This is a genomic window from Vibrio bathopelagicus, from assembly GCF_014879975.1.
GTDB lineage: Bacteria > Pseudomonadota > Gammaproteobacteria > Enterobacterales > Vibrionaceae > Vibrio > Vibrio bathopelagicus.
Window position 1 is genome coordinate 230831 of the sequence record NZ_CP062501.1, and the last position, 23519, is coordinate 254349.

The 23519-nt window shown below is 44.6% G+C and carries 23 protein-coding genes; 21 read left to right on the forward strand and 2 right to left on the reverse strand.

Translation table 11 applies throughout. From position 1 onward, the window contains the following. Positions 1 to 107 precede the first annotated feature (107 nt). From IHV80_RS17460 to IHV80_RS17535, 16 genes are all read left to right on the forward strand, one after another. Complete coding sequence (locus IHV80_RS17460) at positions 108 to 650, forward strand: TRAP transporter small permease (protein ID WP_017111213.1); 543 nt, start codon at positions 108 to 110, stop codon at positions 648 to 650. Then, positions 647 to 1990, forward strand: coding sequence for a TRAP transporter large permease (locus tag IHV80_RS17465; protein WP_017111212.1), 1344 nt, complete (start codon positions 647 to 649; stop codon positions 1988 to 1990). The genes IHV80_RS17460 and IHV80_RS17465 overlap by 4 nt, the downstream gene beginning before the upstream one ends. A 37-nt stretch (positions 1991 to 2027) precedes the next feature. Next, positions 2028 to 3209 carry a M24 family metallopeptidase gene (locus IHV80_RS17470; RefSeq protein WP_192891625.1) on the forward strand — a complete coding sequence of 394 codons (1182 nt, stop codon included), beginning with the start codon at positions 2028 to 2030 and terminating at the stop codon, positions 3207 to 3209. A 435-nt stretch (positions 3210 to 3644) separates the two neighbouring features. Continuing rightward, positions 3645 to 4247, forward strand: a complete 603-nt coding sequence (gene betI / locus IHV80_RS17475; protein ID WP_192891626.1) for a transcriptional regulator BetI — start codon at positions 3645 to 3647, stop codon at positions 4245 to 4247. 116 nt (positions 4248 to 4363) lie between these two features. After that, positions 4364 to 5824: a betaine-aldehyde dehydrogenase gene (gene betB, locus IHV80_RS17480; RefSeq protein ID WP_192891627.1), complete on the forward strand. Its 1461-nt coding sequence runs from the start codon at positions 4364 to 4366 to the stop codon at positions 5822 to 5824. Positions 5825 to 5896: 72 nt separating this feature from the next. Next, entirely contained in the window at positions 5897 to 7609 is a 1713-nt protein-coding gene (betA, locus tag IHV80_RS17485) for a choline dehydrogenase (RefSeq protein WP_192891628.1), read from the forward strand. Between the two features lie 145 nt (positions 7610 to 7754). Then, complete coding sequence (locus tag IHV80_RS17490; protein ID WP_192891629.1) at positions 7755 to 8726, forward strand: choline ABC transporter substrate-binding protein; 972 nt, start codon at positions 7755 to 7757, stop codon at positions 8724 to 8726. A gap of 108 nt (positions 8727 to 8834) precedes the next feature. After that, positions 8835 to 9677, forward strand: a complete 843-nt coding sequence (gene choW / locus IHV80_RS17495; RefSeq protein ID WP_012600072.1) for a choline ABC transporter permease subunit — start codon at positions 8835 to 8837, stop codon at positions 9675 to 9677. A gap of 2 nt (positions 9678 to 9679) precedes the next feature. After that, entirely contained in the window at positions 9680 to 10894 is a 1215-nt protein-coding gene (gene choV / locus IHV80_RS17500; protein ID WP_192891630.1) for a choline ABC transporter ATP-binding protein, read from the forward strand. Between the two features lie 362 nt (positions 10895 to 11256). Next, entirely contained in the window at positions 11257 to 11739 is a 483-nt protein-coding gene (locus IHV80_RS17505) for a MarR family winged helix-turn-helix transcriptional regulator (protein WP_017111207.1), read from the forward strand. 287 nt (positions 11740 to 12026) lie between these two features. Continuing rightward, positions 12027 to 13442 carry a coniferyl aldehyde dehydrogenase gene (locus IHV80_RS17510; RefSeq protein ID WP_192891631.1) on the forward strand — a complete coding sequence of 472 codons (1416 nt, stop codon included), beginning with the start codon at positions 12027 to 12029 and terminating at the stop codon, positions 13440 to 13442. A gap of 52 nt (positions 13443 to 13494) precedes the next feature. Continuing rightward, positions 13495 to 13938 (forward strand): hypothetical protein, encoded by a 444-nt coding sequence (locus IHV80_RS17515; RefSeq protein WP_192891632.1) that lies wholly within the window; start codon positions 13495 to 13497, stop codon positions 13936 to 13938. Positions 13939 to 14114: 176 nt separating this feature from the next. Then, entirely contained in the window at positions 14115 to 15308 is a 1194-nt protein-coding gene (locus tag IHV80_RS17520) for an iron-containing alcohol dehydrogenase (RefSeq protein ID WP_192891633.1), read from the forward strand. Between the two features lie 160 nt (positions 15309 to 15468). Then, positions 15469 to 15885, forward strand: a complete 417-nt coding sequence (locus IHV80_RS17525) for a tetratricopeptide repeat protein (RefSeq protein ID WP_192891634.1) — start codon at positions 15469 to 15471, stop codon at positions 15883 to 15885. A gap of 111 nt (positions 15886 to 15996) precedes the next feature. Next, positions 15997 to 17706 (forward strand): arylsulfatase, encoded by a 1710-nt coding sequence (locus IHV80_RS17530; protein ID WP_192891635.1) that lies wholly within the window; start codon positions 15997 to 15999, stop codon positions 17704 to 17706. Positions 17707 to 17825: 119 nt separating this feature from the next. After that, on the forward strand, positions 17826 to 19073 hold the full coding sequence (locus IHV80_RS17535; RefSeq protein ID WP_192891636.1) for an anaerobic sulfatase maturase: 1248 nt from the start codon (positions 17826 to 17828) through the stop codon (positions 19071 to 19073). 104 nt (positions 19074 to 19177) lie between these two features. Here IHV80_RS17535 and IHV80_RS17540 read toward each other — a convergent pair whose 3' ends face one another. Beyond that, positions 19178 to 19756 carry a TetR/AcrR family transcriptional regulator gene (locus tag IHV80_RS17540; protein ID WP_192891637.1) on the reverse strand — a complete coding sequence of 193 codons (579 nt, stop codon included), beginning with the start codon at positions 19754 to 19756 and terminating at the stop codon, positions 19178 to 19180. A 319-nt stretch (positions 19757 to 20075) separates the two neighbouring features. Between IHV80_RS17540 and IHV80_RS17545 the strand changes: the two genes are divergently transcribed. Both IHV80_RS17545 and IHV80_RS17550 read left to right on the forward strand, forming a co-directional pair. After that, positions 20076 to 20732, forward strand: a complete 657-nt coding sequence (locus IHV80_RS17545) for a Qnr family pentapeptide repeat protein (protein ID WP_192891638.1) — start codon at positions 20076 to 20078, stop codon at positions 20730 to 20732. Positions 20733 to 20851: 119 nt separating this feature from the next. Then, on the forward strand, positions 20852 to 21283 hold the full coding sequence (locus IHV80_RS17550; protein WP_192891639.1) for a GNAT family N-acetyltransferase: 432 nt from the start codon (positions 20852 to 20854) through the stop codon (positions 21281 to 21283). Positions 21284 to 21431: 148 nt separating this feature from the next. On the opposite strand, the gene IHV80_RS17555 is transcribed toward IHV80_RS17550, so the two are convergent. Beyond that, positions 21432 to 21647, reverse strand: a complete 216-nt coding sequence (locus tag IHV80_RS17555; RefSeq protein ID WP_086714724.1) for a hypothetical protein — start codon at positions 21645 to 21647, stop codon at positions 21432 to 21434. Between the two features lie 448 nt (positions 21648 to 22095). On the opposite strand from IHV80_RS17555, the gene IHV80_RS17560 reads away from it, so the two are divergent. From IHV80_RS17560 to IHV80_RS17570, 3 genes are all read left to right on the forward strand, one after another. Beyond that, positions 22096 to 22356 (forward strand): DUF5062 family protein, encoded by a 261-nt coding sequence (locus tag IHV80_RS17560; RefSeq protein WP_054542576.1) that lies wholly within the window; start codon positions 22096 to 22098, stop codon positions 22354 to 22356. Between the two features lie 364 nt (positions 22357 to 22720). After that, positions 22721 to 22876 (forward strand): DUF5993 family protein, encoded by a 156-nt coding sequence (locus IHV80_RS17565; protein ID WP_017061085.1) that lies wholly within the window; start codon positions 22721 to 22723, stop codon positions 22874 to 22876. A 9-nt stretch (positions 22877 to 22885) separates the two neighbouring features. Further along, positions 22886 to 23437: a disulfide bond formation protein B gene (locus tag IHV80_RS17570; protein WP_192891640.1), complete on the forward strand. Its 552-nt coding sequence runs from the start codon at positions 22886 to 22888 to the stop codon at positions 23435 to 23437. Positions 23438 to 23519: the final 82 nt, after the last annotated feature.

Genomic DNA, 23519 nt, shown 5'->3' on the forward strand with positions numbered 1-23519 from the left:
GATGAATGCTATCCGCTGTTCATTGGCAGTGGATAGCTTATCCCCACCTTCTCCAAATTGTGGCAATGGACTCGTGTCACTGAACGAAGTATGGAGCACTGCCTGCTATGAAAGAACTGCTACATAAAATAAGTGTCGCGACAGAAAAGCTTGAGCGCTTTCTGATCATGACCGCTATTCTCGCGATGATGATCAACTCTACTGCCAATGCGATTGGTCGTTACGCCTTCAATAAAAGCCTATTTTTTTCGGAAGAGCTCAACCAGTTTCTGATTGTGTCTGTGACCTTTATTGGCTTCGCTTATGCGGTGCGCCAAGGCCGAAATATACGCATGACTGCGGTCTACGATTCATTAAGCACGAAAGCTCAAAAAGTTCTAACCACCATCATTGCGCTACTCACTGCCATGTTGATGTTTTACCTCACTTACCATGCGTTCTTCTACGTTAAAGAGCTGAAAGATATCAATCGATTAAGCCCAGCCCTGCAGTTCCCCGTGTATTGGGTATACGCGATCATTCCGATTGGATTTTTCATTGCCGGATTGCAATACAGCATGAGTTTCTTGATGAACCTGCTGCACAAAGAGATCTACGTGTCATTTGACGTGATTGAAAATAGAAATACAAAAGTAGGTGAGTTCGAATGAGCGATGTAGCACAGTTTTTCTCGGACATTATTGCCGGCGAATTAGATATTTATGTCATCACATTTACTCTTGTCTCTGTGATGGTGATTCTGCTGTTTTTGAGCTTCCCTATGATAGTGCCGTTAGCGGTTGGGGCTTTGATTGGCTTGATTCATTTCTCTCAGGTTGAGCCGGGAGTGCTGATTCAGCAAATGGTGACAGGTATCTCGCCGAACGCATTGATTGCGGTGCCGATGTTCATCTTAGCTGCGGATATTATGACGCGTGGTCACACGGCCTATAACCTACTGGGTCTAATTCAAGCTTTTGTAGGTCACTTGCGTGGCGGGTTACCTATTACCACGTGTATCAGCTGTACCTTGTTTGGTTCTGTTTCTGGCTCGACCCAAGCGACCGTGGTGTCGGTTGGTCAAATCATGCGCCCGAAATTACTTCAGGCAGGCTATAAAGACAGCTTCGTGATGGCGCTGATCATCAATGCCAGTGACATCGCGTTTCTTATCCCACCGAGTATCGGTCTGATTCTTTACGGCACCTTAGCCAATGCCAGTGTGGGTGAGCTATTCATTGCAGGTATCGGCCCAGGTTTAGTGCTCGCGAGCCTGTTCTCGTTATACAGCTATGCCTATAGCGTAAAACACAGCGACACCATCACTTTGGTTGAAAAAGCCAACACCGCAGAACGCATTGAAGCGATTAAGAAAGCGATTCTTCCTCTTGGTTTCCCTGCTTTGATTATCGGTGGTATCTATTCGGGCATTGTCACGCCAACCGAGGCGGCTTCATTTGCAGTGTTGTATGCAATCATCGTTGAGTGCATTTTCTATCGCAAACTTGGCGTAAAAGATATCTGTGATGCGGCGTTAAATACCGGCTTGATTACGGCGGTGGTGTTTGTGCTGGTGGGTGTTGGTCAGGCGTTCTCTTGGTACATCTCGTTTGAGCAAATCCCACAAGAATTGCTGGCTCCTCTCAATCTAGAAGACGCTTCGCCTGAGTTCATCCTGTTTGTTATCGCACTGACTTTCTTTGTCGGCTGCATGTTTGTGGATTCCTTGGTGGTTTTGCTAATTTTAACGCCGATCTTTATGCCGATTGTTGATGCAGCAGGTATCGACCCAATCTTGGTCGGTGTGATGGTGACGTTACAAATGGCCATTGGGTCGGCAACGCCGCCATTCGGTTGTGACATCTTTACCGCAATTGCGATTTTCGAGCGTCCTTATATGGAAGTCATCCGCGGAACACTGCCGTTTTTCCTCATCTTGATATTAATGTCTGCGTTGCTGATTTTCTTCCCAAGCATTGCTCTGTTACCAAGAGACATTTTATTCAATTAATTCGTCGAGTTACCCTTATTCAATCAAGGATAGATATATGAGTATATTGCCGCTAACACCTCCACAGAGAGGGTTTGAATCAGCAGAACTAGAGCAACGCACCGTTGAGTTGCAAAAACGGCTTCGCGCTCAAAACATCGATGCTGCATTTTTTACTACCGAACCTGAATTCCGCTATTTCAGTGGCTTTAAATCGCAGTTTTGGGAAAGCCCAACTCGACCTTGGTTCTTGGTGGTACCAGCAGTTGGCAAGCCTATCGCTGTGGTGCCAGAGATCGGTGTGGCTGGCTTTGACGATACATGGATTGACGATGTGCGCAGTTGGCCATCACCAAGGCCAGAAGATGATGGTATCTCTTTGTTAGCGGCTACGTTGTCTGAAGTATCGAGAGGATCTCGCCGAGTCGGTTCGATGGTCGGCCCAGAAACACATCTGCGTATGCCGGCCACTAACTATGCATTGTTACAGCAGAAGCTAAGCCAACATAGTGTGGTTGATGTATCGTTGATGATTCGCGATATGCGCAGTGTTAAGTCTCAAGCCGAAATCGATAAAGTACGCTTTGCGTGCCAAGTCACGGCGGCGGGTTTTGAGTATCTTCGCCAAAATTTAGCAATAGGTATGACAGAGCGACAGGCATGTAAAGCAATGCATTTAGAGATGCTACGCTTGGGCGCTGATGCATGTCCCTATCTGATCTCGGCATCCGGCCAAGGTGGTTATGACAACATCATCATGGGGCCAACCGATCGTGTGCTCAATGAAGGAGACGTATTGATCATCGACACGGGGGCTAACTTTGATGGCTACTTCAGTGACTTTGACCGGAACTATGCGTTTGGACATGCGCAGCTAGATACAATAGCGGCTTATGACGCGGTATATCAGTCGACAGAAGCAGGGTTAGCGATTGCTGAGCCGGGACGAACAACCGGAGACGTATGGCAAGCCATGTGGTCGGTGCTCGAAAAGAACGGCGCACTCGGCAACGATGTGGGTCGCATGGGGCACGGCTTGGGTATGCAGTTAACCGAATGGCCATCACATGTCCCTAACGGTGATGTGATCTTAAAACCCGGTATGGTGCTAACGCTTGAGCCGGGCATGGCATTTGCTAAAAATCGTATGATGGTGCACGAGGAAAACATCGTTATCACTGAATCTGGCTGCGAGATGTTGCACCAAAGAGCCTGGCAATCTATGCCGATTATCGGTTAGTTAATCATTGATCCCAGTTTCTAGATCGAGTCCTAGATCTACTATTTGGCTCTGAAATTGAGGCGTCACCAAGTAGAGCATCCATTCGTTACAAGGTGCTCTGCTTTTCATTCTATGTTCCCCATTCTGCTACTCCGATTATTACGTTCAAGCTATCTCAAACGACGTTTGACTCTTCTTATGCGATTCTCTTCCCTTGTTTAAATCTTGTGCTTATTGACTAAAAACTTTTGACCCGTAACCATCACACCTCAAATCTTTAATGATTTTATTTAGTGGTCTAAATGATATCTAAGGCATTGTTTTAAAATGATTTATTTGATTTTGAATGGTGTGTTGTTGCGATTTTGTTTTAAATAATCATTTGAACCCTAATTAAATTTCTGTCATTTTATACTTAACTGAACGTTCAATATAAAATAGAAGGACTAAGAAATGCCCAAGGTTGGGATGCCTGACATACGTAAACCACAGCTTGTTCAAGCCACCATGACGGTGATTGATAGAGTAGGTTTACATGCCGCGAGTATTGCGTTGATCAGCAAAGAAGCGGGAGTCTCCACTGGCATTATTAATCACTATTTTGGTGGAAAGCATGGGCTGCTCGAAGAGACCATGCGAGAAATACTGCGTCAACTTTCGAATACCGTAACAACAGAATTAAAAGCGCTCCCTGCTGATGCTCACCAGCAAAGGATCAACGCTATCATCAACGGTAATTTCGAAGGTTATCAAGCGGAAAATCAAGTGTCGAAAACATGGCTGGCATTCTGGTCTTATTCGATGCATGACGCTCAACTAAAGCGCCTGCAAAGGGTTAATGAAAAGCGTTTGATTTCTCATTTACTTATTGAATTAAAATCGATTTTTCAACCTGAACAAGCGGAATTGATCGCACACGGCATTGCATCATTAATTGATGGGATCTGGTTAAGAGGGACGCTCAATCCTGAAGGCATTAACGCTGATAAAGCACGTGCAATCATCAATGACTACTTAGACAAGCAGCTTACGTTTTACTCGTGTCAGCGCGATTAATGATTCGTTAAAAATTCTAGTGCGTGAGCTCAAAAGGCTCGCTCTCAACAACGATATGCATTCACAAATACATAGACCGATAGAGTCTAACAACAATAATTAAGTCAGAAGATCAAATGGAAATGAACTCGTTATACATCGATGGTAAAGCGGTTGACGCTACCTCAGGCGAAACTTTCGTCAGCATTAACCCTGCAAACGGCGAACCTATCGCAACGCTTGGCCAAGCTTCTTCAGCTGACGTTGAAAATGCGATTGAATCGGCGAAGCGCGGATTTGCGGTATGGTCAGCAATGACAGCCGTAGAGCGCAGTCGCATTCTTTTAAAGGCAGTAGAGATACTTAGAGCTCGAAATAATGACCTTGCGAACCTTGAGGTTGTCGATACGGGCAAGCCGTTACAAGAAGCGATCGAAGTCGATGTGGCTTCTGGCGCTGACGTTATTGAGTATTTCGCAGGGCTAGCACCTACGTTGCAAGGCGATCAACAACCTCTTAGTGACAGCCAGTTTTTCTACACACGCCGTGAACCGTTAGGTATTTGTGCGGGCATTGGCGCGTGGAACTACCCAATCCAAATCGCAATGTGGAAATCGGCTCCAGCACTCGCTGCGGGTAACGCGATGATTTTCAAGCCTTCAGAAGAAACGCCGCTAACAGCGATCAAACTTGCAGAGATCTTCACAGAAGCTGGCCTTCCTGATGGCGTATTCAACGTAGTTCAAGGTGACTACCGAGTGGGTCAAATGCTAACGGCTCATCCTGACATCGCTAAAGTGTCGTTCACGGGTGAAACTGGTACAGGCAAAGCGGTAATGTCAGACAGTGCAAAAACACTCAAGTCTGTAACGATGGAGCTCGGTGGTAAATCACCAATGATCATCTTTGATGACGCAAAATTGGACGATGCTGTGTCAGCTTCAATGGTCGCTAACTTCTACACCCAAGGCGAAGTGTGCACTAATGGTACTCGCGTTTACGTTCATGAAAATATCTACAACGATTTCATCGACCAACTTAAAACACGCACTGAAAAGCTCATCATTGGTAACCCGATGGATATGGATACTCAGATCGGTGCGTTGATCTCTAAAGAACACCTTTCAAAAGTCCTTGAAGCGATTGAGCTGGCAAAACAGTCGGGTGCAACTCTGCTGACTGGCGGTTATCAAGTGACGGACAACGGATTGGCGAACGGCAACTTTGTTATTCCAACCGTGTTTGTAGATTGCGAAGACAACATGCCTCACGTTCAGCAAGAAATTTTCGGCCCGGTTATGTCAGTGTTGAAGTTCACTGATGAGGACGATGTGATTCGTCGTGCTAACGATACTAAATACGGCCTTGCTGCTGGCGTATTCACGCAAAACCTTTCTCGCGCTCACCGTGTTATTCATCAAATGCAGGCGGGTATTTGTTGGGTTAATACATGGGGTGACTCACCTGCAGAAATGCCTGTTGGTGGCTACAAACTTTCAGGTGTTGGCCGTGAAAACGGACCAGAGACTCTACTTCACTATACGCAGACTAAGAGCATTCTTATTGAACTTGGTGACTACGCCAGCCCTTATGCCTAACGCGTAACAATCAATTTAATGGGCTAGCTTAACAGAGCTAGTCCCACTGACTCATCTCAGGGAAACCAAAACATGGAACAACGCTACGATTATATTATCGTCGGCGCGGGTTCGGCCGGCTGTGTGTTAGCGGATAGGCTAACGGAAAGCGGTGAACATAGCGTTTTATTACTGGAAGCGGGTGGTACGGATAAGAGCATTTTTATCCAAATGCCGACTGCGCTTTCTTACCCGATGAATACTGAAAAGTACGCTTGGCAATTTGAGACTCAACAAGAACCGGGTCTTGATGGACGTGAACTGCATTGCCCACGTGGCAAGGTGTTGGGTGGCAGCTCATCGATCAACGGCATGGTTTATGTTCGTGGCCATGCTTGTGACTTCGACCAATGGGAAGAAGAGGGCGCTGCTGGTTGGAATTACCAAGCTTGCTTGCCTTACTTCCGCCGTGCTGAATCATGGAATAAAGGTGGTGATGAATATCGTGGCGACAATGGCCCTGTAGGCACTTGTAACGGTAACGATATGGAGCTCAACCCCCTTTACCAAGCGTTCATCGATGCAGGTAAAGACGCAGGTTACCCAGAAACACAAGATTACAACGGTTACCAGCAAGAAGGCTTCGGCACTATGCACATGACCGTAGACAAAGGTGTTAGAGCCTCAACCTCTAACGCTTATCTACGCCGCGCATTGAAGCGTTCAAACCTTACCTTGAAAAAAGGCATCGTGGCACGTCGTTTCTTACTTGAGACACAAGACTCAACAGGTCAATCAGGCTTGAAAGCCGTTGGTGTCGAGTTTGAAAAGTCAGGCAATACCCAAGTCGCGGTAGCGAACAAAGAAGTGATCTCTTCTGCGGGTTCTATCGGTTCTGTTCAACTGCTGCAACTTTCTGGTATCGGCCCGAAAGCGGTGCTTGAAAAGGCGGGTGTTGAGCTTAAACACGAACTCAGTGGTGTCGGTGAAAACCTGCAAGACCACTTAGAAGTCTACTTTCAATATCACTGTAACGAACCCATCACGCTTAACAGCAAGCTTGGTTTAGTCAGCAAGGGCATGATTGGCGCAGAGTGGATTCTGACTCGTAAAGGTTTGGGTGCCACTAACCACTTTGAATCGTGTGCGTTCATTCGTTCTCGCAAAGGATTGAAGTGGCCGAATATTCAATACCACTTCCTACCAGCAGCAATGCGTTACGACGGTCAAGCGGCCTTTGATGGCCACGGATTCCAAGTTCACGTTGGGCCTAACAAGCCAGAAAGTCGCGGTACGGTGGCGATCACTTCGGCGGATCCCCATGCCAAGCCAGAGATTATTTTCAATTACATCTCGACCGAGCAAGACCGCCAAGATTGGCGCGATTGCATTCGTCTGACGCGTGAGATCTTATCTCAACCTGCGATGGATGCTTACCGTGGCGAAGAGATTCAGCCAGGTCTGAGCGTAACTTCCGATGAAGCGATCGACGAATGGGTTAAGCAAAATGTTGAAAGTGCGTATCACCCTTCTTGCGGCTGCAAAATGGGCGCTGATGATGACCCAATGGCGGTACTTGATGAAGAGTGTCGTGTTCGCGGCATTGATAGCCTGCGCGTTGTCGACTCGTCTGTTTTCCCTGTTATTCCAAACGGCAATCTGAACGCACCCACCATCATGGTCGCTGAGCGTGCCTCGGATCTGATTCTGGGCAAGCCCGTTCTAAAAGAGCAAAACGTTCCAGTATGGATAGCCCCGGAATGGGAAGAGACGCAAAGAATCAATAAGCCAGTACGAGAAGCGTAAGCCTCTCTTGCTGAGCAAAGAATAAAAACAACAAGTAACAAGTAACAAGCAACAAATAACAAAACTAATTAGTCAAAAGTCAGAAAAACTGCTCTCTATCGGTATTGATATCGAGCAGCAAAAGGAAAGATAAAAAGGAACCATTATGACGACTCTAAATATTCAGAACGTGACCACGAAAACGTTAACAGCACTAGCCATCAGTTCATTTGCATTGGGTGCTAACGCTTCTGTTGAACCACAACAATGTGAAAACGTCCGCTTCGCTGATGTAGGTTGGACAGACATCACAGCGACAACGGCTGTCACTTCAGAGCTACTGAAAGGCCTAGGCTACAAAACCAAAACAGACCTACTTTCAGTTCCGGTCACTTACTCTTCGATGGCCAATGGCGACATTGATGTCTTCCTAGGTAACTGGATGCCAACAATGGAAGGCGATATCGCTAAGTACCGTGAAGCAGGAACGGTTGACACTGTGCGTGCCAACCTTGAAGGCGCAAAATACACGCTTGCTGTTCCTAAATACGTGTATGACGCAGGCGTAAAAACCTTCGCTGACCTTGCAAAAAATGCCGACAAATTTAAAGACCGCATCTACGGTATTGAGCCGGGCAACGATGGCAACCGTCTAATCCAGTCAATGATCGACTCGGACGCTTTTGGCTTGAAAGATTTCAGCTTAGTTGAATCAAGTGAAGCGGGCATGGTATCGCAAGTATCTCGCGCTGCTCGTCGTAGCCAGTGGATCGTTTATCTAGGTTGGGCACCGCACCCAATGAACAGCAACGTTGAGATGGAATACCTCTCAGGTGGTGACGACTTCTTCGGCCCGAACTACGGCGGAGCAAATGTTTACACCAATGTTCGTTCAAACTACGTGTCTGAGTGTGCAAACGTCGGTCAACTTCTGCAAAACCTAGAGTTCACTCTAGAGATGGAAAACAAGTTGATGGAAGAGATTCTTAACCAAAAAGTGAAGCCAGAAAAAGCGGCGCAACAGTGGTTAAACGCTAACCCACAACAAGTTGAAGCTTGGTTAGACAACGTAAAAACGCATAAAGGTGAATCAGCGACGCAAGCGGTTACTGAATACCTAAAACAAGTTAAAGCTTAGTTTTACCTAGCTATCGATCTATTTATCAAAGCTCTATAAATAAAAAAGGTGGGCTTGCCAATTTATCGATTGGTTTGAAGTAGCCCACCCATAATAAAAGGCAATATTGTGAATTTTATTACGGAAAACAAAATCCCTGTTGGTCAATGGATGGAAGCGGGTGTTGATTGGTTAACGATCAATGCAGCAGGATTCTTTGACGCTATTTCGATTTTTTTAGAAACCGTCATTATGTTTTTAGTCGATGTATTTAAGTGGATGCCGCCGGCTTTACCAATCGTTATTACTGCGGCGATTGCATGGTATTTACACCGTAAACCCTCGCTTGTGATTTTCGTGGTTGCAGCCTTGCTAACCATTTTAAACCTTGGCTACTGGCAAGAAATGCTGGAAACCTTTGTCCTCGTGTTTGCAGCGACAACGATTTCCGTATTAATTGGAGTTCCAGTTGGCATTATGGCCGCGCATCGCCCTTGGTTATATACAGTGCTTAGACCCATCCTTGATTTAATGCAGACGGTTCCAACGTTTGTGTATCTGATTCCGACTTTGGTTTTATTCGGTTTAGGTATCGTTCCTGGCTTAATCTCGACCATCATATTCGCCATTGCCGCGCCAATTCGTTTGACCTACTTAGGCGTCACCAAAGTGCCTGAAGAGTTGATTGAAGCGGGTAAAGCTTTTGGTGCGAGCCGCATGAAATTGCTGATGAAGGTGGAATTACCGGCCGCTTTACCAAGCATTATGGCGGGTGTAACCCAATGTATTATGTTGTCGCTTTCGATGGTGGTTATCGCCGCTCTTGTCGGTGCTGACGGACTTGGTAAACCTGTTGTTCGCGCATTGAACACAGTGAACATCTCACAAGGTTTTGAAGCAGGATTGGCGATCGTATTAGTCGCTATCATTCTGGATCGCTTGTGCAAAACACCAAACCAGAAGGAAGCTTAATCATGTCTATCTCTCAGGAACAAAAGTCTATGGATGCGATTACCATTAAAAACCTCGATGTTGTGTTTGGTGATAAGCCGAAGCAAGCGCTTGAGCTGCTCGACCAAGGTAAAACTCGCCAAGAGATCATCGATGAAACTGGCCAAGTCGTTGGCGTAGATAATGTGTCGCTGACCGTTGAAGAAGGCGAGATTTGTGTGCTGATGGGCCTGTCAGGCTCAGGTAAATCTTCTTTATTGCGTGCGGTGAATGGCTTGAATGAGATCAGCCGTGGTTCATTGGCGATCAAAGATGGAGACAAGCTGGTTGATTTAGGAGAACAGTGCGACGAAGCGACCTTACGTCATCTTCGTACTCACCGTGTTTCGATGGTGTTCCAAAAATTTGCCCTCATGCCTTGGTTAAACGTGTTAGATAACGTGGCGTTTGGTCTTGAAATGCAAGGTGTAGCCAAAGATGTTCGTCGTGCTAAAGCGCGTGAACAGCTTGAAATGGTGGGTTTGGCAGAGTGGGAAACCAAGTATCCTCATGAGCTCTCTGGCGGTATGCAGCAACGTGTTGGTTTGGCGCGTGCATTCGCGATGGATACTGACATTCTTCTTATGGATGAACCGTTTTCAGCGCTTGATCCACTGATTCGTGCACAGTTGCAAGATGAGCTAATCCTATTGCAAAACAAGCTTAACAAAACGATTCTGTTCGTGAGTCATGATTTAGATGAAGCACTAAAGATAGGTAATAACATTGCTATCATGGAATCGGGCAAACTGATTCAACACGGTAAGCCTGAAGAGATCGTACTTACGCCAAAAACGGAATACGTGAAAGATTTTGTCGCACACACTAACCCGTTGAACGTACTCAAAGGTCGTTCGTTGATGCAGCCTCTGGATTCTTTGAAACAAGAAGATGAAAGTTGGAAGATCTGTGACTCTAAAGACTTATGGATTGAGCAGAATGAAGGTACTTTGTCTGTAAAAGGTGAATCGACTTTAGCGCTTGTTGAGTGGAACGAATCTGACGATTTAACGGCTATCAGCGCGTCAAGTGTTGTAGTGGCAAGTCCAGAGATCGGCATGCGCGATGCGATTAAACTGAAACAGCTAAGTAATCACCCAATTTTGCTGGTGGAAGACAATAAACTGGTCGGTATTTTGGATAACAGTGAATTTTATAATGCGCTTACTGGTAACTTTCAGATGAATACAGCCGCGTAAAATTTCGTTTTTCAGCTTAGCTATTGGGGCTGTTTTTTATTGGGTGGAGAGGGTCAAGTCTCTCTACCACTATGATTATTAAAATATATTATTCTTTGAGTTTGTATTCTCTGACTCATTATTTTTGCCTTCATTGAAGCTTTCATTCCCCCTTCATTAAGCAAAAGTGCCGTACCACGCAAGTTTAGTGGTATAGAAAAGATTGAGAATAGTATTAACATCAGTACAATGCGGAAAAATCAATGAAGTAAATTATCAATTTACAGTGTAATTCGGGCGAACCCAAGCTGTTCAGTTTGGAAAATCTCATCGCCACGGCACTGTAAAGTCACTCACAGTATATTAGTACAAAGGTCTGCATCTTGGATAAACATGACGAAATCTTGGTCGCTATTCGCCAAATTATTCGCGCTATCGATTTACACTCGAAAAAGCTGAGTAAAGAGTATGGTTTGACGGGCCCTCAATTGATTTTAATGCGCGCAATCCAAGAGATGGGTAATGTGACGATCAAAGAATTGTCTAATCAAACTAATGTGAGTCAAGCGACGACAACGACGATCATCGATCGTCTAGAGCTTAATGGCTATGTGCAGCGTATCCGTAGTGTTGCTGATCGACGTAAAGTTCATGCGAATTTGACGGAGAAAGGCCAAGAGCTACTTAACAATGCGCCCCCACCGCTACAAGATAACTTCGTTAAAAAATTCCAAAATCTAGAAGCATGGGAGCAAAGCCTGCTGCTTTCTTCGATGCAACGTGTGTCTGCAATGATGAACGCAGAAGACATCGACGCTGCCCCAGTTCTACAGCTTGAAGGCATTGCCAACGTTGCTAAAAGCTAATTAGCTGACGGATTTAATTGTTTAAAAACAATGTATTAGAATATTTTTAATGGTCGCTTTGAGCGGCCATTTTTGATCTTGCTGTCCCCATTCCTTCGTCCATATTTGTCCAAACGGTCTTCTAATTACCCCTTTCGATTATAAACTCCTCAGCTTTCCCACTTCTAATGTGTCCAACATTTATTCACTTGTTTCACAAAAGCATTGACGATTCTCTGACAATAAATGCCTAGACCGACCGGTTTGTTTTGTATTATTGTGTGCATCTCCTAACCACGAGGTGATGTATGAAACATGAATTGATGGCAACACAAATGACAGCGACGTTGAAGAGTATGCAGGAAGCTTTTGCAGATGATCCGATGCCAACTGTGCCGGTGAGAATAGAACAGTTACTTGCGCTGAAATCTGCTCTGATCGATTATACAGACCGTTTGTGTGCAGCGGTAAGTGAGGACTATGGCCACCGCAGCCGACAAGACACCTTGATGGCCGACATACTTCCTTGTTTAGGAAACATCGATCACACCATTGAGTGTTTGCCGCATTGGTCAACATCTTCAATTCGCCACTCTGGTCCTTTGCTTTCAACTTCTCGCGTTGAAGTGGTTTATCAGCCTAAAGGCGTAGTGGGAATCATTGCTCCATGGAATTTCCCTATCATGCTATCAGTCGGCCCGCTCATTTCAGCCTTGGCAGCGGGCAATCGCGCCATGATCAAGATGAGTGAATTTACGCCAGCAACCAATCACGTTTTAAGACAGTTATTGGATGAAGTCTTCAATGCCGATGAGGTGTGCTTAGTTGAAGGTGAGGTTGAAATTGCTGCTGCGTTTTCTGCGTTGCCGTTTGATCACCTTCTGTTTACGGGTTCAACCCAAGTGGGTCGTCAAGTGATGAAGTCAGCGGCTGACACGTTAACTCCCGTCACTCTTGAACTTGGTGGCAAGTCTCCGGTTATCGTGGCCGAAGATATGCCGATCGATATTGCTGTCGAGCGAATCATTTACGGCAAGAGCCTCAATAACGGCCAAGTGTGTGTCGCGCCTGATTACGTATTGCTGCCTGAAGATAAACTCGACGCTTTTATTGAGGAATATAAAAAACAATACCAACTGCTGTTTGATGAAGGGGTCTATTCCGAGAATTTGACGTCCCTAATCAACCCTCGCCAATGCGACCGCATAGTGGGTTTGTTGAATGAAGAACAACAAGCGGGAACTCGAACTGTGGCCTGTCATGACGACGCGATGGACTTAGATTACCAACGACTGGTGACACATCTGATTGTTGAACCAAGCCTGTCATCCAAGGTGATGAACGAAGAGATTTTCGGCCCGCTATTACCGTTGATTACGTATCGCAATATCGAAGAGGCGTTCCAAATCATCAATAGCAAACCAAGGCCTTTAGCGCTCTATCTGATGAGCTTTGATTTGAGTTTACAGTCTCAGGTTAAGCACCAAGTTCATTCCGGTGGAATGTGTATCAATGACTGTGTTTTCCATTTAGCAGTTGATGACGCGCCCTTTGGTGGCATTGGTGAATCAGGGCAGGGCAATTATCACGGTAAAGAAGGTTTTCTTACTTTCTCCCATGCCAAAACAGTCTTGGAAACGGGCTTAGATCATCGAGTTAAGTATCTGTTTTCAAAAGAAGACAACGAATTAAAGACGGCTGTGATGAACATGTTAGGCAAGTAAATCACACCTGACATTACGCTATTCATTTTAGAAATTATTTAAGAGGTTACTTATGCTAGAACGTTTTTTTGAAAGCACCATGAAGTCGTATTTGATGATCACCGGGTTGTTGACCGCCACTGCTTTTTCCACTTTTTTGGCACCGGACTGGAGTATGCAGACACTGTTTTCCTACAACGAGACCATGATGGAAAACAAAGAGTATCTGTTAGGTACTTATCAGCACTGGGGTGTAATGGTTGGTTGTATTGGCGTGCTATTGATGTTCTCTGCCAAGTACAAGTCCCTACGTACTTCGACCATGATTTACAGCGCGTTTGAGAAGTCGATGTTTGTTGGCATCTTCTTATACAACGTTTGTATTAATGACTATGAGTGGTTCTACGGTTGGAGTGGTGTGTTTGCGCTTGACGCGTTTGTAACCATCTACTCTTTGGTTTATCTCTACTACTACCTCAATCGAGATAAAACCAAGGTGCCCGCTCACTTGCGTTAACCTCTGTTGTTTAGCTCGCTGAATCTAATATTCCTAAGCCCGCATCTGCGGGCTTTTTTGTATGAGCGAAATGATCTTCAACGATCTTAATTGACATATCTTTGACATTCACACTCTAGACCGACCGGTTTGTATTGGTTATTGTTTAGTCATCAAATAGAAATGAGGTAAACACCATGACTACCAATAACTTTAACTTTCAACTGAAAACCATTGTTCACGCTCAAGATAACGGTATCGAAAATATTCCATCTTTATTCTCTCGATTAGGCGCAAAACGCGTTGTGCTTTTTTCTGATAAAGGATTGGAATCATTGGGCTTCGTTGAGCAATTCTCGGCACTGTTTGTTAATCCGGAAGCTAGCCAAGATGCGGCGCAGCTCGTCGGTGTGTATACCGATATTGCACCAGATGCGACGTGCGACAACATTAACGCTGCGATTGAGTTTGCGAACAACTTGAATGCAGACGCTATTTTATCTGTGGGTGGGGGCAGCGTGATTGATGCTTCTAAAGGCGTGAAATACGCACTTCATAAACAGATCGATGATATCCGCACTGTGATTGCAGGTGGTGGCTTTATGGAAGTGTGGCCAAACAACGAAGACATTCGAGTTCCTCATATTGCCGTACCGACAACCGCGGGAACTGGCGCGGAAGCCTCTCCGATTGCTGTTTTTTACAACGAGCATGAAAACATTAAGGCAAGTTTAGTCGCGTCTGGTTTAGAAGCTGACATCGCGATCCTGGATCCTACAGTTACGACCAAATTACCTGCTCACCTTACTCGTTCCACTGCGATGGATGCACTCACACATGCGGTTGAAGCGATTGTCTCGCCAATGAGCAATTCTTTTACCAATGCTTACGGTATTCAAGCTGCAAAACTGATTGTTGAAAATTTACCCGTGGCACTTGAGGAACCTGAAAACCTCACGGCACGCGGCAATCTTCTTCAAGCGAGCACGATGGCGATCTCGGCATTTTATTCATCGCTAGGTGGCATTCCAATTCATAACTGTGCTCATGCCTTTGGTGCGATTAGCCATATCCCGCATGGCGACGCCAACACGGTATTGATGCCAGTTGTGATTGAGGCGCTACCCGAGTTCTACATGCCGAACGCAATTAAACTGGCTCAAGCATTCTCGCTTGATAGCACAGGAACGGACGAAATGATTTACCAACGAGTTTTGGATTTCTTACATAACTTTCAAACCCAAGTTGGTGCGATGAAGCGTTTCAGTAGCTGGGAATTTGATGACCAAGAGAAGCGCAATATTGCTCAAGCAATTGAGAAAGACATCTGCTTCCAGTTCTACCCAATCTCAAAACAAACGATTGAACAGATTATAGAAAAAGCGATTTAGTCGTCTCATTAAGTATTCAAAAACTCACTGTAAATCGAGGGCAAATTATGAAGATCGAAAACGTCTTGCTATCAAGCTTGTGCATCATCGCGCCATTCCTACTTTTCGCCTAATTCACTCGACAGGGACGTTGTGATCTTTATTCCCGAGGAGGAAATAAATGTTCAATAAACGTTTAACTACCGTGACTCTGATTGGTGCTTTGGCTGTCCTGCTTTTTGCCAAAGTAAGCGTTGGAAGCGAAAGCTCCACGGCTTTATCTGAACAGCATCAAGATGCCGTGCAGCTGTTGGATGAAGCCTATGAAGGACAGTCTGAGGCACAACTTGCTCTCGCTTATCGGTATTTGAGCGGTAATGGTGTTGAGCAGAATGACGAGAAAGCGGCGGAATGGTTTGAGACCGCAGCCAGTGCCGGTAGTCCTGAAGCTCAAACACAGCTTGGCCTAATGTACTTCTCTGGAAGTGGCGTTCAGGTTAGCCAAGCGGAGGCTGTCACCTGGATCGGTATGGCAGCAGCTCAAGATTATGACCCTGCGCTCGACTTATTACATTGGATGTCCCAAGCCGCGCACTAATTCAGATTCTACTCCGTGTTAATTGCAGAAAAGTTAATCACAGAAAAAATTAATCACAGCTATTGGAGACGTCTTATGTAGACATTCAAGAAATCCCTACTATTCACAGCGATGGCCGCCGCAAGTAGCGCAGCCTTCGCCGCCGAATCAGACAAGCCGAACATCGTTGTTATTGTCGGCGATGATGTTGGCTTTGCTGATACCCAGCCTTATGGTTCAGAAGTCGAAACTCCGAACTTGATGGCGTTAGCTGAAGAGGGGGTTAAATTCACTAACTTCCATGCATCACCGACTTCATCAGTAACTCGGTCAATGATGTTAACCGGAGCGAATAGCCACGAGGTTGGGCTAGGTACCTTTGATTATGCTGTCTATCCGGGTGCGATTGGTAAACCGGGCTATGAAGGTTACCTCACTAAGAAGGGCGTCACGGTAGCTACGCTACTTAAAGAAAATGGATATAACACATACCTATCAGGCAAGTGGCACTTAGGCCACGAAGATGGCTTTTTACCCGATGATCGAGGGTTTTCTGAAAGTTACGGTATTCTAGCGGGTGGTTCGAATCACTTTAATCGCGACATGATGTTCCCAGCCAAAAACGCGGCTACCGCTGAAGCGCTTCAAAAAGGTGACATTCCCGGTGTTGAAGTTGAGCCAACTTATCGCAACGGCGAGGTGGTTGAGGATAAATACAAAGGCGAGTACTCCGACCAAGTTTACACTAACGAACTCATCAAGATGATCGATGGCAAGAAAGACGACGGTAAGCCTTTCTTCGCTTATCTTCCTTTCACTGCCATACACCTGCCGTTGCAAGCGCCAGAGTCGGCATATCAAGACAAGGTTGACTACTATGTTGAGCATGGTTGGGATTCGATTCGCGAAGACCGTTTTCAACGCATGAAAGAGATGGGCGTGATTCCAAAAGACGCTGACATTTCTGGCCGTAATTCATTAAGTCGACCTTGGGACTCGCTCTCTGAGAAAGAACAAAAATGGTACGGCAAGAAAATGGCTGTTGCGATGGGCATGATGGAAATGCAGGACCAACAAGTCGGTCAGATAGTCGATTACCTAAAAGAAATTGGGGAATACGACAATACCTACATTATGTATCTCGCGGATAACGGCCCAGAAGCTGCGGATATTACCGGCGAAAATATCAGTGATTTGATCCGAACCTGGACCGCTCATCACTTCGATAATTCGACTGAAAACTTGGGTAAGGCAAACTCCAGTGTGTCACTTGGTCCTGAGTGGGCAAGTGCTTCAACCGGAGGCCTATCTTGGTACAAAGCGTACACAGCAGAGGGCGGTATCCGTGTGCCGTTTATCGTTAAACCAGCAAAAGCGCTTTTAGAAGATGAAGATGCGTTGCAACCCGGCACCCAAACTGATGACTTGTCACAAGTAAAAGACATCGCGGCCACCATTCTTGAAATCGCCGACGTACAACACCCAGGAACGGAGTATCAGGGCAGAGAAGTGGCGCCGATGAGTGGTGTGAGCTTGTTGCCTTATTTCAAAGGTGAAACGGCAGAGGTGCACAGTGCCGATAATGCGATTCCATTTGAACTGTTTGGTAGTGGCATTTTGCTGAAAGGGGATTACAAGATCATCCGAATTTCTACCGGTATGGGCGGTGACAGTGAATGGCACCTGTACAACACCAAACAGGATCCGGCTGAGCAACATGACTTAAGAAACCAAATGCCGGATCTGTTCCTTGAAATGGTCGCTGAATATCAAGAATACGAGAAAGCGCAAAATATTGTTCCAGTAGACGAAGCGTGGAACCCGTTTGAAAACGTGAAATAGAGGAAATGAACCACTCGGCTAACCTAGTGCCATCAAGCTTGGTTGGCCGATGAACACCGTGTAAAGGAATTACGAATTGTTTTGGCTAATACAATAACTTTTACATCGAGGAATTCTTCATGACGACATTATCACTATCAAACCTGAGTTCGGTTCCGCAGTTTAACGGCAAGGCGCACAGCAAGCTTCAAGCGTTGGCAAAACCCATTGGTGCGGTGTGTAATATCAGTTGTACTTACTGTTATTACTTAGAGAAACAGCAGCTGCTTGAATACCCAAAAGGATCTCAATATGTGATGGGTGAAGCGCTGCTAGAACTCTATATCAAGCAGTACATTGAGGGACAGAATACGCCGGAGATTATCTTTTCTTGGCATGGTGGAGAGCCTACCTTGCTAGGGATTGAGTACTTTGAAAGGGTCGTATCATTACAGAAAAAATACTGCCCTAGCCACAGCAATATCAGCAACGACCTCCAAACCAATGGCACCTTGTTGAATGATGCGTGGTGTGAGTTCTTCAAGAAGAATCACTTTATCATTGGTGTGAGCATTGATGGCCCCGAGCATTTACATAATCATTACCGAACCAATCGTGCAGGCAAGGGCACTTTTTCTCAAACAATGCGTGGTATTCGCTACTTGAAACAGCATAACGTCGAGTTCGCGACCCTAAGCTGCGTGAATGATGTGACAGGGAAATACCCGTTAGAAGTTTATCGCTTTCTACGTGACGAAGTGGGCTCCAAACAGCTTCAGTTCATCCCTGTGGTGGATAAGCGCGAGGCTCATACCAACAATCAATGGCTCACCCATCAACAAGCGATCATTCCTGTTTCGGGAGAGGTCGAGTCTTGGAGTGTTGGTTCTGCGCAATGGGGAGAGTTTCTTTCGACGGTTTTTGATGAGTGGTTCGAACACGATTTTGGCAGAGTGCTTGTGCCTTACTTTGAAAACTTTGTGGGCGTGTGGATGGGAAGAGACAGCACCATGTGTACCTTGAGTGAAATCTGTGGAAAGGGGCTAGCGGTCGAACCTAATGGTGATGTGTATTCATGCGACCATTATGTTTACCCAGAATTTAAGTTGGGTAATATCCACGACAAGCCATTATCAAAGTTAGCGTTTTCACCTACTCAACAAACCTTTGGGTTCTCTAAGCAAAAGTCATTACCTAAACAGTGCCAAACCTGTGAGTTTAAGTTTGCTTGCCATGGCGAGTGCCCTAAGAACCGAATCATCACCAGTCGTGACGGTGAGGCTGGGTTAAATTACTTGTGTGAAGGGTGGCTTAAGTTCTTTCAACATATCGACCCGGTGCTCAATGCTTTGCTAAAAGCCAATGGTATAGCGTCACGGATGGGATAATCGAATCGCTCACGTGATAAGCAAAAGCTTCTGTAGAAAACGAACAAACCTGAAAAACAAAAGGCTCGCTATATAAAGCGAGCCTCTTAGTGTGTAGGAGCTGGTTAATCTTTTGAACTCATCGCAAGCAATGTCTCTTCCATCGCATTACTTAGAATTGAACGGTTTCTTTGCATCGCTGCCATTAACGTAGAGCCTAGCCATAAGCCATAAAGCGTTCGAGAAAGCGTTTCAGGTTCTGCGATATTGAAATCACCTGCTGCATTGCCTTCTTCAAACAGCTTTGCCATACGTAGGATTATCTTCTCAGCACCCTCTGCCATGGTTGATTGCAATGGGTTTGCTGAGCCTGATACTTCCCCCGCCAGTTTGACTACAAGACACTGGATATTGAAGTCTTCAGTCAGTTTCGATGCGCACCAAAAGTCAAAATAGGCTTTTACGCGGTCACGGCGAGAAAGCGACTCATCACTTAAAAAGTAATTAAGCTTACCTAGGTGCTCATCAAAGTAGTCGGCTAGAAGGATCTCGCCAAAGTGCTCTTTGGATTTGAAGTAGTGGTAAAAAGAACCTTTAGTTCCTTCGGCTTGGTTGATGATTTTCATCAAGCCAACGCCAGCAAACCCGTGTTCATTAATAAGGCTAAACCCTGCATCGAGCATAGCTTGTCGCATGTCTTTCATTGTTCTTACTCTTATGCTGAGAATGAGGAATAGTGTAACGAGCAACATACCAACCGTCCAGTCTAGCGCGTTAGGACGTTGTCAATAATTGACTCATTTCGTCAAAGTGACTTTTTCTCTTATTGTTACCTCTAAGCGATAAAACTTTTTTCAAGATAAGCGCATGCTGTAAATCGGAAATGGCAGCCTTAGAGGGCTTCTGGGGTGCCTTAAAATGGCTAAAACGGGGTGTTTTAAGTTGCTGTTTTTGTTGGTTTTTAATTTGGTGTTTTCTGAAGATCGCAGTGGTAGTCTTAGCTTAATTTCTTTAGGGGGCTAAATGGATACTAATAACAGTACTTATCATCAACACAGTTTTGCTCAGCAAGATCTTTCTGAGATGACCTTTACAGCATGCACTTTCATTCGCTGTGACTTTAGGCGTTGCAACCTACGTGACACGACGTTTATCAATTGTAAGTTCATTGAACAAGGCGATATCGAAGGGTGCCACTTTGGCATCGCAGACTTACGTGATGCAAGTTTTCAGAACTGTCAGCTCGCCATGGCGAATTTTAGCAACGCCAATTGTTATGGGATTGAGCTACGTGAATGTGATTTGAAAGGTGCTAACTTTACGCGAACAAACTTTGCCAATCAGGTGAGTAACCGTATGTACTTTTGTTCAGCGTATATCACAGGCTGTAACTTGTCCTATGCTAACTTTGAACAGGCTTGTTTAGAAAAATGTGAGCTGTTTGAGAACCGGTGGATAGGGACTCACCTTGTAGGAGCATCGCTAAAAGAGTCTGATCTGAGCCGCGGTGTATTCTCTGAAGATGTATGGGGGCAGTTCAGTATGCAGGGAGCAAACTTGTGCCACGCTGAATTGGAGGGGTTAGATCCTCGTAAGGTTGACACATCGGGGATTAAAATTGTCGCTTGGCAACAAGAGCAACTGCTTGAAAGCATGGGTATTGTGGTAATGCCTGATTGATAGAACTTGTGAAATCAGTAAATCGTATAGGGAAGGCGGTTGTTTTGTTTTTCTAACCACTGCTAAACTACGGGCTCGCGGCTGCACATGTTTATATTCAGTTCAATCTAGAGAAAATTATGACTATAGAAAATGTGCTTCCTGAAGATTATGCAGAAATGCTTAAGGTTTGGGAGAATTCAGTCCGAGCAACTCATGACTTTATTACAGAAGAAGATATTGAGTTTTTTAAACCAATCATCATGGAACATGCGTTCCCTGCAGTTTCTTTGAAATGCGTGAAAAATGAAAGTGGTTCGATTGTTGGTTTCGTGGGTGTCCATGAAGCAAAGGTTGAAATGCTTTTTGTTTTGAATGAAGTTCGAGGACAGGGAATAGGCACGGTGTTGTTGCAACATGCGATTGAGCAGTTAGCTGCCACCAAAGTTGACGTGAATGAACAGAATCCCCAAGCGGTAGGTTTCTATCAGCACATAGGGTTCAAAATTGAATTACGCTCACCGCTTGATGATATGGGAAAACCATTTCCAATTCTGCATATGACGCTGTAAGACTCGGTTGTTGTATCACTCGGTTGTAATCAACCACAGTCGCTAGAAGAAAAGCCCAAAGCTAATAACTTTGGGCTTTTCCGTATCTGATAACCAGCATTTTATAATGAAGTTTAGAAAAGAGAATGCTTGGCAGATGTATAGCGAATTAGTGCATACCTGAACGCATTTTGTCGGCAAGAGCAAAGAAGACAAACAGCACGAAACAGACTAAAGCGATACATAGTGAAACTAAGATCGTAGTCGCGTCTTTTGAAATCAATGGAACAACGATAGAAGCTAACGCTACCAACATAACAAAGATATGAACGATTCGTCCGGGAATTGGGTTTTTATGACAGAATGAAGCCCATAGGTAACGCATTTTTAACACCAGTATAATATTAGTGGGTTTATTCTATTTTCTTAGTGAGTATTTTGTAAATAATATTTTGTTACAGGTTTCTGTAAATATGATCTGAGTCGTTTTAGTATAAAACTGATTAAATAACAGAAGCTTATTGCTCTTTTATAGAATGTGTATCATTTTAATGGTAATCATAGTATTCCGTATCCTTTGGAATGATAAGTCAAAAATTGTTCGGTTTTTAGTTTCTTGACTGAGGATCTCATTTATTGAGTATTCTATTAAGAAATCGTTTGCTTATTACTATTCATCTGGAAAATATTAATTAGATTGTAATTGACTTTAGATAGGTGATTCGTTTTATTGTATTTATCAAATAGAGTTTTCGAATTGAGATCGCGGTAATCTTGTCCGCGATTCTGTTTGGTATACTCAATGTTCGTTCGATAAATATGATGGAGATGATATGTCGAAAACCGCGAAGATCATTAATGAAGATAAATTGGTCAAGAAGGCGCTGGAAGTCGGTTTTAAAATGGCGAAATTACAAGGTTTTGATTTGCCACACTCATCCCAACCAATAAAGATTAAATCAGTGTACTTATTTTTGGTCGAAGTGAATCAGATTACGCCTCTACCTGAAAGTAAGCTTGACGGTGCGAACATTAAAAAGCGTTTGGCGTTATGGATACACAAAGCTTTGCCTGATAATGATCCGCTGAAGTAAGCTTGTATTACCTCATTTTATATTTGAAACCTAGCGACTTTTCGCTAGGTTTTTTGCTTTTGGGTGCAGTAAAAATAGCCGCTAGTATTCCCCAAGCTTAACTTCATTCATATATTCGCCAATCTTGCCTGACATCAACATCAACGAACTTCATCGGCCTGTTAGTTGCCTTAACGTGCTGGTACGCACTTAGTGCGTGGCTTCAAACTTGACAGCTTGGGTCTTACTTACAACTATTAAGTTGATGATTTTCAATTCGTAATCCATAGATTTACCGAAGTTGAATGACTAAGAGCATCGGTGTGGATATTCATTATGACGTTCAATCTGAATGAACAGGATAAATAGAAAGGAAATACCTCTTATGATGTCTTTACTGTTTTTGTTGTTACTTGTGGCGATGCTATGCGCCTTTTTCGACAAGAAGACTGCTGCTTATGGCTTTTTTGCTAGCTCAGTGATCCTTGGTTTGTATTGGTTTAACCACCATGCCACCGACCCACTATCGATTTTATTGTAAGGAGTTAACATGAATCGAAATCAGTTAACTCTCTTGAATACTCTTGGGCTGCTAGGGATGACAGCTGTGCTGTTGATAGGCTTTATTCTTCAGTTTGTTCTTAATGAGTTGCCTTGCCCGTTATGCTTATTGCAACGTATTGGCTTTGTGATGGTCGCATTTGGCTTCATGTTGAATGTGGTTTATGGGCCTCAATCTCGCCACTATGGTGTTATTCTGATTGGTGCCCTGTACGGTGTTGCTACATCGCTAAGGCAGGTCTCCCTTCATGTTATTCCCGGAACTCCTGGTTACGGTAGCCCTATCTTTGGGATGCATTACTACACTTGGGCTTTTGTGTTGTTCATTGCGACTATATTTGCTGTCGCTGTTATTTTGATACTGACCAATAAGTCAGAGTCTCAAGAATCATACAAAATGAGTAATCTAGGGCGTATTGCGTGCTTATTGGCAATCGTCGTCGTTGCGCTCAATGCCCTTGCTACGTTCGTTGAGTGTGGGCCTTATCAATGCCCTGATAACCCCGTGAGTTATTGGTTGTTTAATCAGGGGACTGGTTAAGCTGACTAACTAACTAACTAACTAACTAACTAACTAACTAACTAACTAACAAGACAAGCCACAGCATGTGCTGTGGCTTTGT

Coding starts and splice junctions, on each gene's coding strand:
- IHV80_RS17570 (WP_192891640.1), top strand. CDS start 22,886: ATGAATCGAAATCAGTTAACTCTCTTGAATACTCTTGGGCTGCTAGGG.
- choV (WP_192891630.1), top strand. CDS start 9,680: ATGTCTATCTCTCAGGAACAAAAGTCTATGGATGCGATTACCATTAAA.
- IHV80_RS17550 (WP_192891639.1), top strand. CDS start 20,852: ATGACTATAGAAAATGTGCTTCCTGAAGATTATGCAGAAATGCTTAAG.
- betB (WP_192891627.1), top strand. CDS start 4,364: ATGGAAATGAACTCGTTATACATCGATGGTAAAGCGGTTGACGCTACC.
- IHV80_RS17540 (WP_192891637.1), bottom strand. CDS start 19,756: ATGAAAGACATGCGACAAGCTATGCTCGATGCAGGGTTTAGCCTTATT.
- IHV80_RS17565 (WP_017061085.1), top strand. CDS start 22,721: ATGATGTCTTTACTGTTTTTGTTGTTACTTGTGGCGATGCTATGCGCC.
- IHV80_RS17515 (WP_192891632.1), top strand. CDS start 13,495: ATGCTAGAACGTTTTTTTGAAAGCACCATGAAGTCGTATTTGATGATC.
- IHV80_RS17460 (WP_017111213.1), top strand. CDS start 108: ATGAAAGAACTGCTACATAAAATAAGTGTCGCGACAGAAAAGCTTGAG.
- IHV80_RS17530 (WP_192891635.1), top strand. CDS start 15,997: ATGGCCGCCGCAAGTAGCGCAGCCTTCGCCGCCGAATCAGACAAGCCG.
- IHV80_RS17490 (WP_192891629.1), top strand. CDS start 7,755: ATGACGACTCTAAATATTCAGAACGTGACCACGAAAACGTTAACAGCA.
- betI (WP_192891626.1), top strand. CDS start 3,645: ATGCCCAAGGTTGGGATGCCTGACATACGTAAACCACAGCTTGTTCAA.
- IHV80_RS17470 (WP_192891625.1), top strand. CDS start 2,028: ATGAGTATATTGCCGCTAACACCTCCACAGAGAGGGTTTGAATCAGCA.
- IHV80_RS17525 (WP_192891634.1), top strand. CDS start 15,469: ATGTTCAATAAACGTTTAACTACCGTGACTCTGATTGGTGCTTTGGCT.
- IHV80_RS17545 (WP_192891638.1), top strand. CDS start 20,076: ATGGATACTAATAACAGTACTTATCATCAACACAGTTTTGCTCAGCAA.
- IHV80_RS17465 (WP_017111212.1), top strand. CDS start 647: ATGAGCGATGTAGCACAGTTTTTCTCGGACATTATTGCCGGCGAATTA.
- IHV80_RS17510 (WP_192891631.1), top strand. CDS start 12,027: ATGAAACATGAATTGATGGCAACACAAATGACAGCGACGTTGAAGAGT.
- IHV80_RS17520 (WP_192891633.1), top strand. CDS start 14,115: ATGACTACCAATAACTTTAACTTTCAACTGAAAACCATTGTTCACGCT.
- IHV80_RS17555 (WP_086714724.1), bottom strand. CDS start 21,647: ATGCGTTACCTATGGGCTTCATTCTGTCATAAAAACCCAATTCCCGGA.
- IHV80_RS17560 (WP_054542576.1), top strand. CDS start 22,096: ATGTCGAAAACCGCGAAGATCATTAATGAAGATAAATTGGTCAAGAAG.
- betA (WP_192891628.1), top strand. CDS start 5,897: ATGGAACAACGCTACGATTATATTATCGTCGGCGCGGGTTCGGCCGGC.
- IHV80_RS17535 (WP_192891636.1), top strand. CDS start 17,826: ATGACGACATTATCACTATCAAACCTGAGTTCGGTTCCGCAGTTTAAC.